Origin of the sequence: Vibrio sp. nBUS_14, assembly GCF_051201655.1 — a bacterium.
In the GTDB taxonomy this organism is placed as follows: domain Bacteria; phylum Pseudomonadota; class Gammaproteobacteria; order Enterobacterales; family Vibrionaceae; genus Vibrio.
Map to the genome: position 1 here is coordinate 92,739 of NZ_CP179207.1, position 13,226 is coordinate 105,964.

11 protein-coding genes are annotated in these 13,226 nt (G+C 44.2%); 5 read left to right on the forward strand and 6 right to left on the reverse strand.

Annotated features, from left to right (window positions below; genetic code table 11):
* Positions 1 to 239 precede the first annotated feature (239 nt).
* Positions 240 to 2,600 (reverse strand): Lon protease family protein, encoded by a 2,361-nt coding sequence (locus ACMAZD_RS17980; protein ID WP_435250045.1) that lies wholly within the window; start codon positions 2,598 to 2,600, stop codon positions 240 to 242.
* Positions 2,601 to 2,841: 241 nt separating this feature from the next.
* Here ACMAZD_RS17980 and ACMAZD_RS17985 point away from each other — a divergent pair, with 241 nt between their 5' ends.
* Positions 2,842 to 3,336, forward strand: a complete 495-nt coding sequence (locus ACMAZD_RS17985; protein ID WP_435250046.1) for a hypothetical protein — start codon at positions 2,842 to 2,844, stop codon at positions 3,334 to 3,336.
* Between the two features lie 12 nt (positions 3,337 to 3,348).
* The gene (locus ACMAZD_RS17990) at positions 3,349 to 4,977 is read left to right on the forward strand and encodes an ABC transporter ATP-binding protein (protein WP_435250047.1); all 1,629 of its coding nucleotides are present in this window, start codon (positions 3,349 to 3,351) and stop codon (positions 4,975 to 4,977) included.
* 285 nt (positions 4,978 to 5,262) lie between these two features.
* Here the strand turns inward: ACMAZD_RS17990 and ACMAZD_RS17995 are convergent, their stop codons facing one another.
* On the reverse strand, positions 5,263 to 5,802 hold the full coding sequence (locus ACMAZD_RS17995) for a redoxin domain-containing protein (protein WP_435250048.1): 540 nt from the start codon (positions 5,800 to 5,802) through the stop codon (positions 5,263 to 5,265).
* A gap of 10 nt (positions 5,803 to 5,812) precedes the next feature.
* A complete protein-coding gene (locus tag ACMAZD_RS18000) occupies positions 5,813 to 6,565 on the reverse strand; it encodes a hypothetical protein (RefSeq protein ID WP_017107684.1) in 753 nt (250 codons plus the stop codon).
* A gap of 92 nt (positions 6,566 to 6,657) precedes the next feature.
* On the opposite strand from ACMAZD_RS18000, the gene ACMAZD_RS18005 reads away from it, so the two are divergent.
* A complete protein-coding gene (locus ACMAZD_RS18005; RefSeq protein ID WP_435250049.1) occupies positions 6,658 to 7,233 on the forward strand; it encodes a MarR family winged helix-turn-helix transcriptional regulator in 576 nt (191 codons plus the stop codon).
* Between the two features lie 312 nt (positions 7,234 to 7,545).
* A complete protein-coding gene (locus ACMAZD_RS18010; protein WP_435250050.1) occupies positions 7,546 to 8,466 on the forward strand; it encodes an IS5 family transposase in 921 nt (306 codons plus the stop codon).
* A gap of 39 nt (positions 8,467 to 8,505) precedes the next feature.
* On the opposite strand, the gene ACMAZD_RS18015 is transcribed toward ACMAZD_RS18010, so the two are convergent.
* A complete protein-coding gene (locus ACMAZD_RS18015; protein WP_435250051.1) occupies positions 8,506 to 9,801 on the reverse strand; it encodes a carbohydrate porin in 1,296 nt (431 codons plus the stop codon).
* A gap of 53 nt (positions 9,802 to 9,854) precedes the next feature.
* On the opposite strand from ACMAZD_RS18015, the gene ACMAZD_RS18020 reads away from it, so the two are divergent.
* Positions 9,855 to 10,166, forward strand: a complete 312-nt coding sequence (locus ACMAZD_RS18020; protein WP_435250052.1) for a hypothetical protein — start codon at positions 9,855 to 9,857, stop codon at positions 10,164 to 10,166.
* Between the two features lie 7 nt (positions 10,167 to 10,173).
* Here ACMAZD_RS18020 and ACMAZD_RS18025 read toward each other — a convergent pair whose 3' ends face one another.
* Entirely contained in the window at positions 10,174 to 12,234 is a 2,061-nt protein-coding gene (locus ACMAZD_RS18025; protein ID WP_435250053.1) for a prolyl oligopeptidase family serine peptidase, read from the reverse strand.
* A gap of 11 nt (positions 12,235 to 12,245) precedes the next feature.
* Complete coding sequence (locus ACMAZD_RS18030; protein ID WP_435250054.1) at positions 12,246 to 13,163, reverse strand: LysR family transcriptional regulator; 918 nt, start codon at positions 13,161 to 13,163, stop codon at positions 12,246 to 12,248.
* Between the last annotated feature and the right edge of the window lie 63 nt (positions 13,164 to 13,226).

Here is a 13,226-nt window from a genome sequence, read left to right on the forward strand (position 1 = left end):
GCCATTTGCTTCCTTCAGATTTCACCTCACGGTGAACACCCTTGCATAGGCTAACGGTTCTCGCTCGACTGAGCCCGTAGAGGACTTTCACCTCCTAGATCAACGCCATGCTCGGCGCACCAAAAAAACAGCCATCGATAATATCGATGGCTGTTGCGTTTTAGCTAAATCAAAGGATAACGGTTATTTACCCGATCTTGCTTAGCTAACGTAAATAGCTATTTACCTAACGTATTCAGCTATTTACGCAGAGCATTGAGCTTGGCTTGAGCGATGCCAAAAATAGTATCGATAGGATAACTCCCCTCATCGCTCGCCTCACCTGCCGCTTTGCCCGTGAACAGCTCAATCGCTTCTGTCACATGGTCTATCGCCCAGATGTTGAACTCGCCTTTTTCAACCGCTTTCACGATGTCACCGCGCAGCATCAGGTTGTGAACGTTAGAACGCGGAATAATCACCCCTTGCTCGTTTGAACGTCCTTTGATTTCACACACATCAAAGAAACCTTCAATTTTCTCGTTCACACCACCAATTGGCTGAGACTCACCGAACTGATTCATCGAGCCAGTAATCGCGATGTCTTGACGATTTGGCTGCTTAGAAAAAGCAGACACTACCGCACAAAACTCGGCCATACTCGCACTATCCCCGTCCACACCACCATAAGATTGCTCGAAGGTGATGTTGGTCGTAAGTGGTACTTTCGCTGTCTTACCAAATACCGAAGAAAGATAAGCAGACAAGATCATCACCCCTTTCGAGTGGATACTGCCACCTAAGTCTACGTTTCTTTCAATATCAATTACTTCACCGTCACCGTAAGCTGTGGTTGCCGTGATTCGGTTCGGCGCACCAAACATATGATCGGTGGTACTGAGTACTGACAAAGCATTAACCTGTCCGACAGCCTGGCCATCAACATGTATCAAGGTCGTACCGTTTGTAAACGTCTCCATTACGCTGTCTTGTAGTCGTCCTACACGCATCTGTTGATTAGACAGTGCTTGGTCGACGTGGGTAGAACGAATCAGGTTCGATTTCGCCCCTCTCGCGACGTAGTTAGACTCACGAAGCAGGTTCGCAATGTGTGCCGAATGCAGCGATAGCTTGCCTTGGTCACCGGCCTGACGTGAGCTGTGCTCAATGATGCGAGCAATCGCTTTACGATCACAATGCAGCATATTGTTGTCGTGCACGATACTCGAAATGAAGCGTGCGTAATGCATTTCAGAATCCGCGGTACGCTTCATCTCATCTTCAAAATCAGCCGTCACACGGAACAGTTCACCAAACTCCGCATCGTAATGCTGCAGCAGTTGGTAAGTGCGATAATCACCAAACAGAATGATTTTCACATCCAATGGAATCGGTTCTGGGTCAAGCGATACTGCGCCCGTTAGGGTCACTTCTTTCTCCAATGACGCAAAGCTCAGTTGACGTGAACGTAGCGCGCGTTTAAGCCCTTCCCATACATACGGTTGCTCTAACACTTTCACCGCGTCCATCAGTAATACGCCGCCATTAGCTCGGTGTAAGCTGCCCGCACGAATCAAAGAAAAATCGGTAAATACCGTGCCTTTGAACGTCGCCGTTTCCACATAACCAAACAGCGAGTGATAGTTCGGATTCTCTTCGACCACAATCGGCAGAGACTGCTCTTTTTGGCTAACAATGACGTTCACTTTGTAACGACGTGGCATTTTCTTATCCAGAGAAGCCGTCGCGATTTCAGCTTGCTCAGTGCTCTCTTCTAAGAAAATATCAGCGTTTTCGACAATATCCTTACGCAGTGCCGTGAGATACTTTTTGATCTCTGGATATTGGCTGTAATCTTGCTTCAACTGCTTAACAAAGTGGGTTATCACATCCCTTGCCGTATCATCATTCAGCTTTTGAATTTTCTCTGTATACGTCTCTTCAAGTTCAGTCAGCTCTCGAGAAATCGTTCGTAACCCCACCTCTAATCCATCAATGGTTTTATCGAACTGATCTTGTTCTTCCGGCGAAAGCAAATCAAAGCTCTCTTCGGTATGAAGCTCCTCGCCGTTCATTGCGACAAACTGGTAATCGCCCTGAGTGGTAATCGTTAGGTTAATACCCTTTTCTTTCGCTTCTTGGCTAATACTTTCTAGCGCTGCTTGCTGTTTGGCTGCCAGCTGGTTTTTAAGCCTGTCTGCACGGCTAAAGTACATCTCATTATCAAACGCAAGAGGCATACCTTTAAGCAGTTTACGCATCAATTTTTCGATATCTTGTTTTAAATTGCTGCCAACGCCACTCGGTAACTTGAGCACTTTAGGTGTACGAATATCTTCAAAATTCGCGATGTAACACCAATCAAAAAGCTCCTCGACTTCTTGAGGGTGACGGTTGAGATAACGCAAGATCATAGTGCGTTTACCTAGACCATTGCGTCCTATCGCGTAAATGTTGTAACCCTTTTCCTTAATTGACATCGCGAACTCAACGGCTTTTTGCGCCCGTTCTTGCCCGACGATCTCGTCAATTGGAGCCAGTTCTTTGGTCGACTTACAGGGTAGCTTCTCTAGCTCTGCTACCTGATACAGCTGTTCTGTATTGAGTCTTTGAATCGCCATGGCCGCCTCCTTAGTCCTTTATTACTTGGGGGTAGATAAAATCAGTGTAGATGTAATTTCCCATAAATTTAGTGACTTACGCAACATGGCAGTTCAACTGAACAAATAACACACAATTCGAGCCGATTATTAAGAATAAAGGGTTATTTTATTTACCAACCTAACACGTAAATGATTTTAATTTGCAATTGATAATAAATATCATTAACATTCCATGATATTATAAATTGAGGATGTGGATATGGAAATTGAACGATGCTGGATGCACTACCTAAAAGCTGAACAGTTAATGGAACAAGGTCACTGGCCTAAAGCACAACGCCTTTATAGTGATGTTCTCAATTCTCTTCCTCATCACATCCAAGACGCGGCGTACCAAAGCGACATCAAACCCTGTCAGTTTGCTTGTCTATTGGCAGGGCTAAGAGACGCAAGCGTAGCTCAATCAGAAATTCTTAACCGTCAGGGTCTGCAACAGCAAGCCTTCGACACATTGAATCAGTCATACGCGCTGATGCAGTTTATCTCTTTAGAAAGCACTGAACTGATTCAACGGACTTATTCACTACTGGAAAAGCAAAGTGAAGATCTACTCAATCACTTGATCGCTTTTTGCAGTGCTCAGCGCAGCTCACATTGGATGCTAGAGCTAGAACAAATTCAGCGTGCTCATCACCATTTTGGGCAGCTTAAAACAACGTCAGAAGTTCAATCTTCACCTAATGTCTTAAATTGATAAGGATATATCATGTCGGACCGGGCCATTCTCAAAGTCAGTAACCTCTCCGTTAGCTTCACAACCAATGATGGAATCATTGATGCGGTTAAAAAGGTTAACTTTACCCTTAACTCCAACGAAACCTTGGCCATTGTTGGTGAATCAGGTTCAGGTAAATCAGTCTCTTCCAACGCACTGATGCGTTTGCTTCCTGATAACGCCATTATTGACCCTCAATCTCAAATTGAGTTTGAAGGACAATCGATACTCGAAAAAACAGAACGCCAAATGCAGTCAATTCGGGGCGATAGAATCGGCATGATCTTTCAAGAGCCGATGACCTCTTTGAACCCATATTTGCGTGTAGGCATTCAAGTGGCTGAAGCCATTATGTGTCACCGTAAGGTATCAAAGTCAAAGGCCAAACAGCGCGTACTTGAGCTATTTGAGCTTGTTCATCTGCCAATGCCAGAGCAAGCCTACACTAAGTACCCTCACGAGTTTTCTGGTGGTCAGCTGCAACGCATCATGATCGCAATGGCCTTAATTAATGAACCCGACATTTTGATTGCCGACGAACCAACGACGGCATTAGATGTGACAGTTCAGGCTGAAGTGCTCTCTCTTATCAAAGAGATTCAAAGCAAGATGGGAATGGCTATTTTATTTATCACCCATGACCTTGGCGTAGTAAAACACTTTGCAGACCGTGTTCTGGTGATGTGTAAAGGTGAACTTGTTGAAGAAGGGGTGACTCAAGCCTTATTCGAAAACCCAAGACACGACTATACACGCATGCTGATTAACTCGATTCCGAAAGGCGCTAAGGTTCCTGTTGAGGCATCAGCTCCAGAGCTATTGTGTGCTGACGACATCCGAGTTCAATTCTTGGTTAAATCACATTTCATCAAGAGTAAAAACCAGTACTTCGAAGCCGTCAAAGGCATTTCTTTGAACCTAAAACAAGGCGAAACCCTCGGCATTGTCGGCGAGTCTGGCTCTGGTAAATCAACCCTTGGACGTGCGTTAATCGGTTTATTGCCAAGCTCAGGTCGTATTGTTTATAAGGGACAAGACGTTAACTTACTCAACGACAAACAGCGCCATAGCCTGAAAAAAGATGTTCAAATGGTTTTCCAAGACCCTTATGGCTCCTTGTCACCACGTATGACGGTTGGCGAAATCATCACCGAAGGCTTAACGGTACATCAACCTCACTTGTCAAAACAAGAACGTTTAGAAAGAGCTCGCAAAGCGCTGATTGAGGTTCGTCTAGAGCCAAACTCAATTAACCGCTACCCCCATGAGTTTTCTGGCGGACAAAGACAACGTATTGCGATTGCTCGTGCACTGATTCTTGAGCCATCTTTCATTTTGTTGGATGAACCGACATCAGCACTCGATCGCTCAGTGCAGCTGACCGTGATTGACCTGCTCAAAGACATCCAAACTAAGCACAATATTGGCTTCCTATTCATCAGTCATGACCTTTCGGTCGTGAAGGCACTTTCGGATCGTGTACTTGTGATGCAGAAGGGTGAAGTGATGGAAAAAGGCTCAGCTGAAGAGATTTTTAATGCGCCGAAAAACGACTACACCAAGAAACTCATCGCAGCGTCATTCGATCTAGAAAATAATTCAGAAAAAAATGCCGCTTAAAGGGAACTAATCAAGGTTAACGACGTCTTAAAATTACATTCTGAAAAAGCATCTGATGGATTGCACTCTAGAATGGATATAGCAAACTGGTTTGGCCGCCAAAAGAAAAATGTCGCATGGATGCGACATTTTTCGTTTCTGACATGTAAAGAAGATCAGTTTAGTGGTTGAAAACGATGGTCACGCATATTTACTATATGTTAATAGCCTTTTAAGACTGTCAATTGAGTACAACCTCACTCCACCTATTGTACTCAATATCCAACTGCATGCCCGCAATGACGTTCAACTTACTGAGCATTTTCCACCACTCGAGCTTGAGTCATTGGCATTGAAATTAAAGCTATCATCATTTGAAGTTACTTCCCCCAACAAGGATGACACCATTTTACTCAGTATCATGTCGTCAATGGTGCCATGATGAGTAAATCGAATATGGCCCATTTTATCAATTAGAACCAATCCAGGTGTCCCCCCTAATCCATATTCGCCCATTGTAATAGGTATTGATCCGCCTGAGGGAGCATCAATTGCGATTGGAAAATCTAGACGGTATTCATGTACAAATGCTTTAAGTGATTTAAGCTGCATAGCTTCATGGTGTTCAAAAACAGTATGTAGTCCTATGACCTCTAACGCTTCATCCTTGAAGAAATGTGCTAACTTGGCAGCTTGTGGTAATCCATGACTTACACAACCAGGACAGAGCATCTGAAATGTGTGTAAGGCAATGACTTTCCCTCTCAACTCACTAAGAAGCAAAGGAGTATCTGTATTTAACCAGCTCGATACCTTGAGCTCTGGGGCTTTTGACCATTGGTTCATGTTAGCCCTCCTATTGGTTCGTTTTACCCGGCAGTGATAAATCACCAGATGCAACATCAAAAACATCAACCACACAAAGCAAAGGTGAATGTGCACTAGCATTGACTCTCAGACCAGACGTGACTCCGTCAAATTGTGCTAATTTCAGCGCCTCTACATTGTCAAACTGAAAACTTACATTAACCGAATTTTCTTTGAAGTTGGGTTTGTAATCAGGACTATCAATCAGAATCGGTAAACCTGGCCAAGTTTTGGGTAAATTAGGCTTGGCTCCTTCGGGAATATTAACCACACCAAGTGCACCAGCTCCGCACTGCTCATTGGGCTCTAAAACCACCCAGTGACTATGCCAGACATCACCATCATTCGCTTTATTCCCATCACCATTCTCGTCATACAATGGCGTATCATCAAAATCTGGATGAGACGTCACAGCTAGCGCGAGTATTCCTGCATTATCGTCGAAACCAACCAGACTGCTGTTGAGAGTTGTCGGCCAAACGTAAGAGAACACATTACTACCTGCAAGTTTACCTGTTGCCGTAGGCTTAATCTCTCCTGCTCGCTCAGAGACTGCCATATGAAAAGTCGCGATATTCCCTTTCGTCGTGACTTTGGTGTGAATAATGTCAAATGGTGCCAATGTGCCAGAACTCATCTGAGAATTAATACCACCTGTGTGGTTTGCATGTGCGAACACCTGACCAGAGCTTGCCACTACCGATGCCGTCAATATAGATAAACCTAGCTTAGAAATTTTCATCTTTTGCCTTTTTAGTTTCGAGTCGATACCAAATAGCATAGTCGTATAGAAACCCACTTGTCAACATTGTTTTTAGTCGATACTATTAATTCATGAATACAGAAATTTTATATCACTTACTCGATAGAGTCGGTAATCTGCTCAGAAATGAAGTGCGGGCCGATCTAACGCCTTATGGCCTTCAGCCTATCCATTTTGAGGCATTATACTACTTATCAATTTGCAATCGATTTTCTGACACGCCCAAAGCCGTGACTGAATATTTGGGTTTAACAAAAGGCACGGTTTCTCAAAGTCTTAAAGTACTGGAAACAAAAGGCTACTTGATCAAACAACCCGACATAACGGATAAGAGGGTTACACATTTAGTCGTTTCACAACAGGGCAGGAAGCTAATCAAAACCGTGTTCCCACCACCGTTGATGAAACGGGCAATAAATACGAACAAAAAAAAGGAAAGTACAGGTGTTGATGGCGCAGAATTACAACAGCAATTGCAACTTTTACTGCGTTCAATTCAGAATCAAAACCGTCTGCATACCTTTGGTGTATGTGCCACATGTCAACATAATCAACCTTTATCTAAAGGCACCCATCTATGCGGTTTAACTCAATTACCTCTCTCAGATAAAGATATAGAATTGATTTGTATTGAGCATCTTGAATAACAACAATGTTTTTCCTTCAATACCAAGGTTAAAGATAAGTTCTTCTTACTTTTGGCTATAGAACGCTAGTTTTTATCGCCACTGATTTTGGGGAGTCATTTGATAAAACTAAATCAACAACCTACGCTCTGATCCGTTACGTTCCTCTGACATAACTCCATCAAGCTCACTTTATCTGCGCACCTAATCAAGTTCCAGCCATAACATACATTTGGAAAATTGCATAAGAAAACGGCTTTGTTGCGTAATTCAATGGAACTAAATCAAGAACCTACGATCTGATCAGCTACCACCACTCTCTCTCGTAGCCTTATGCCTAAACCTCGTTACAAAACAACCAACTGGAAGCAATACAACCAATCACTCATTAACCGTGGTTCTTTGACCTTCTGGATTGATGAAGAAGCAATAAGTGGGTGGGCGCAAAGCAAACAGAATAAGCGCGGGAGGCTACGTCGGTTCAGTGATTTAGCTATTACGACAGCACTCATGGTGAAACGAGTTTTTTCTATGCCACTGAGAGCGCTGCAAGGATTTATCGACTCGATATTTAGGTTAGCCCATGTGCCGTTAAGTTGTCCGCATTACACCTGCATCAGTCGTAGGGCCAAGCAAGTTGTGGTCTCATTTAAGACTAAAACGAGAGGAGCGATACAACACCTAGCCATTGATGCAACTGGCCTTAAGGTTTATGGCAAAGGTGAATGGAAAGTCAAAAAACACGGTACGGATGGCAAGCGTAGAGTCTGGCGAAAGCTTCATATTGCCGTCGATACCAACACTCATGAGATCATTGCCGCCGAGCTAAGTTTATCGACGGTTACAGATGGCGAAGTACTCCCGAACTTACTGAAACAAACACGCCGAAGTATCCTTAAGGTGTCTGGTGATGGCGCTTACGACACGAGAGCGTGTCACGCTGCTATTAAGATGAAGGGAGCCATTGCGCTTATTCCCCCAAGAGAAGGTGCAGCCTTCTGGGAGCGTGGTCACCCTCGAAATCTCGCCGTGGGTTGCCAGAAATTATACGGCTCAAATAGGTATTGGAAAGAGCGGTATGGATACCACAAACGTTCATTGTCAGAAACAGCGATGTATCGAGTTAAACAGTTGCTAGGAGGACGATTGAGCTTAAGAAATTACAATGCACAGGTGGGTGAAACTTACGCGATGATAAAAGCGTTGAACAAGCTTACTGGGTTAGGTATGCCTGAAACTTGTCGTATTGATTAAGAAATACGCGAAACGGGGTAGTTCTATCTTTAAATTTAATTACGCAACAAAGCCCCACCAAGCTTCAAACATTGCGCCGAACGACAATGTATCAACATTGGTTGTCTTCACTGTGTTGCCTTTCGTTTCTACATCACCGACGGTTGTGTAGAAGCGAAGCATTGGACGGCTCCAAGGTAAGCCACCTAGAGAAACGTTTTGAGACAACGTTACTTTCCACGCGTTCTCTTCACCGTCGTCATCGTAATCAACCATACCGTAGCCCGCTTCTAACCATGTAGAGTGAACATCATCCCATTGGTACTGTGGACGAACGATACCCGCGTATTCAGTATTCTCACGATCTAAGTCTGAGCCAGAATTGTCTTTGTAAGACACTAAGTAATCGATGATGAACTGTTCAGATGCCGCGTAGCTACCCTCAACACTTGCATACAAAGTCTGGTAATCACCTTTAAGGTCATATACCGATGAATCTGCACCGTCACCGTACTTAACAACCAACTTATTAGACTCACCCAAACCTAATGTTGCACCTACTAGGTATGCTGTTTCATCACTTACTTTTGGATCACCCGCTACGTCTGCTTCATCTGAAGCAAAACCATAGTTAGCATAGAGGTCTAGTTGACCGATACCCGCGTTAATTGAGTGAAGCTTAGAAGTAATTGCATATCGACCATTGTCATTTACTAGGCCGCCTTTCACTTGGCCTACAAAGCCCATGTCGAGCTTGGCACCACCAAAGTCTAAGTTGTTAAAACCAGCACCTTGACCATCGTGTGTCATCCAGAAGTAGTCGTTCAAACCTTGTTGTGGACGTTGATGGAAGTCACGACCAGCCCACATGTAAAGTTCTGGTTGGCTTTCAAATACATTGGTTACACCAGCGTACATTTTTTTCATGCTCAAGCCGCCGTCGTCAGCCCAAGCGTCAGCTTCCCAGTGGTCAGCCATGAATACGATGTCCCAGATAGCGCCGTTGTCAGCTTCGAAAAGCTTAGCTAGCTGAACCTCGCCACCATTAGCTTCGTTACCTAAACGACCGACTGAACGACCTGTTGTACCGATGTCTACGTAACGTTCATCACCACTTTTGTAATGAGCGCCGTAACGAGCGTAACCAGAGAAGACAATGCCATCTGGCACATTTGTTTCAGCCGTTAGAACCGCTTGTTGTTGGTCATCAACATATTTGATATCTCCAACTTGAGATTCTAACTCTAGGATTCGTTGTTCTAGAGCAGCAAGATCCGTCTCTGCAGCAAAAGAAGAGAGTGAAGCAAGCGAAGCCGCCACTGCGACCGTTATTGGCAAAAGCTTAAATTTTTGCATTGTAATTCCCTATTATTTTTTTGAGTTTTCATCGAACAGGGAAATATTAAGCAATGAAAGAGTTGAAAAGTTGGTCGCTGTTCACACTGATAAATCAGCTTAAATGTCATGAAACTTTTAGAAAATCCACAGGGGAAACTACTACAATAATATCAATAAGTTATGGAAAAAAATACGTGACATTTCAGCTTGAAATCGCTTTCATTTCATCAGTAATGGTGGCGGCTATCACGGAAAAGGGTGTAGGAAAACAAAGAGAATTGGATGTAAATTTGATTGATTTTCATACATTTGGAAAAACCTCAAAACCTAAGGCAGATTTTGAGGCTTTTGGACTGAGTCAAATACCCAGTTATCTAAAATAAGTATTTTCTAGATTAAACCTAGAGACTCTATTCCCATATTGAACAGGGTAAATGCGTAGATATCAGCAGTAAGATCGATCGCTTTACTCAGCGGCATTCCCGCACCATGTCCTGCATTTACGTCAATACGAATCATCACAGGCGCGCCACCTTCATGCTTGTCTTGCAGCTCTGCAATGAACTTATAAGAGTGCGCAGGCACCACACGATCATCGTGATCTGCGGTGGTCACCAGTGTTGCTGGGTAATCGATACCTCGCACCACATTATGAACCGGAGAGTAACCAAGCAGGTATTCGAACATCTCTTTGTTTTGCGCTGACGTGCCGTAATCGTACGCCCAGCCTTCGCCAGAGGTGAATGTGTGGTAACGCAACATGTCCAACACCCCAACCGCAGGCAAAGCGACTTGGAACAGCTCAGGTCTCAGGGTCATACAAGCACCAACCAACAAACCACCATTAGAACCACCGCGGATCGCTAACTTATCGCTACTGGTGTAGTTTTCTTCAATTAAGAACTCGGCAGCAGCAATGAAGTCGTCAAAGACATTCTGCTTTTTCTGCTGAGTTCCGGCTTTGTGCCACGCCTTACCATACTCACCACCGCCACGCAGGTTTGGCACCGCATATACGCCACCCAGTTCTAGCCAACTGCCAACCGTGCCCGAGAAAGAAGGCGTTAGGCTAACGTTAAAGCCACCATAGGCGTACAACATGGTTGGACTATTACCATCTAACACTAATCCCTTCCTATAAGAGATAAGCATCGGAACCTGAGTGCCATCCTTCGAGGTATAGAAGACTTGTTTAGACTCAAATTGATCCGACTCAAACGGAGACTCAGAGCGTTGGTAGATTTCAGAGCTTCCAGATTCAACATCAAAAGAGAAAATCGTTGGCGGCGTTACATAGTTGGTAAAGGTGTAATAAAGCTGAGTTTGCTCGTTTTTTCCACCTAAGCCACTGGCCGTTCCAAGGCCAGGTAAATGAACTTCACGAACTAGGTTGCCTTGGAAATCCAACTGCTCAATCTTAGACACCACATCCACCATATAGTGGGCAAACAAGTAGCCGCCACCAGTGCTGATGTCTAATGGCTGTGGCTTTTCAGGGATGATTTCGAGCCACTGTTGATTGCGAGTATCAAAGCTCATCACCTTGCCATTAGGCGCATCGAGATTAGTGTATAAGATGAAGACTTCATCTTGGTTATCAATTAGATAGATATCGCTATCCACATGATCAATCAGCGTATTCAGCTGTTGTTCTGCTGAGTTTAAATCGATATAAAACAGGCGATTACCCGATGTCGACTCTCTCCCTATGATGACCAAGTAACGGTCGTCTTCAGTGGTGTAACCCGATACATAGCGGTGCTGCTCGGTGTTGTTCTCACCAAAAACCACCTTGTCGCTGGCTTGTTCTGTTCCCAATTCATGGAAGTACAGCTTGTGTTGTTCGGTACGTGCCGAAAGCTGACTGCCGTCTGGCTTATCGTAGCTGGAATAATAGAAGCCACGATTGCCTAACCAAGAGATACCGGTAAATTTAGCATCGGTGATTTCGGCTTCAAGCTGTTGTTTGGTCTCGGTATCGATAACAAAAATCTTGCGCCAGTCACTGCCGCCCTCAGAAATGCTGTACGCCACCAAGCTATAATCTTTCGAAAACGACACAGAACCCAGAGATGTCGTGCCATCTTCCGAGAAGGTATTCGGGTCCAAGAATACTTCAAGCTGCGAGCCTTCTTTCTGACGATAGAGAATGCTGTGATTCTGCAGGCCATCATTCTTATAGAAATAAGTGTAATCACCTCGCACAAACGGCTGTGAGCTCTTTTTGTAGTCTTGCGCTTTCGCCAATCGCTCTCGCAGTTCTGCGCGATACGGGATTTGAGCAAGGTAATCGAACGTCACTTCATTTTGACTTGCCACCCACTGCGCGGTTTCGTCACTTCTGTCGTCTTCTAACCAGCGATATGGGTCTTCGATTATTTGACCAAAATAGTCATCGCTGACGATCTGTTTGTTGGTGATTGGATATTGATACTCTTTTAAATATCTCATCGTGATCCTTATTAAAAATAATGTGAAATCGTCAGGTAGCGCGTTCTGATGTGTTCAATCAATAACTTAATTTTATTTGGCGGCTGGCGAGTAAAGGGGTACACCGCATAAATACCGAGCTTTTTACCCACCAAATCTGGAAAGATGTCCACCAGCTGGCCGTTACGAATGTCGTGATAAACCAGACAACGTGGCACGTACGCAATCCCATGACCGCCCAGCGCCGCTTTTCTTAATGCAGTCGCGTTATCTGTAGAAAATGAACCCGAGACACGCACGATGTATTTGTCGTTGTCGGTACAGCCGTCTTTACTATGCAGGAACTGCCACTCGCTAGCGCCCGTTGTTTGATAGGCGTATTGCAAACAGTTGTGCTTCACCAAGTCTTTAGGCAGCATCGGCTTACCATTCTTGCCGATATAAGACGGCGAGGCACACACTACCCATTGTGAATCCAATATATGACGTGCAATAAGGCTTGAGTCTTCCAAGTAACCAGTGCGAATTACCAAGTCCAAACCATCCTCAACCAAATCGACAAAACGATTGTTAAGTGACATATCGACCGTTAAACCTGGGTGCATATTACAAAACTCGGCAACGGCATCTGCCAGAATCAAATCTCCGGAGATAGTAGGCACTGACATTTTGATATGACCACTGACATTTTCACCAAAGCCTGAAACTGCGTCCATAGCCTCTTGTGCCGCCTGCTTCACATTTTTGGCGCTATGTAACATTGCCTTGCCCGCCTCAGTCAGGGTCAATTTACGCGTGGTTCGATATAATAATTGCACGCCAATTTCTTCCTCTAATCGCGCAATTCTTTTACTAACTACTGAATTTGTAAGGTTATTTTGCTCTGCCACCTTACTAAAACTACCCAGCTCTACTACCTGTGAAAACAGGATCAAATCGTCTGCTCGCATCTGATTATGCCAATTTTGGAATTAATTATTTTCATTATTTCCCTATATCAATAAAAAATAAAG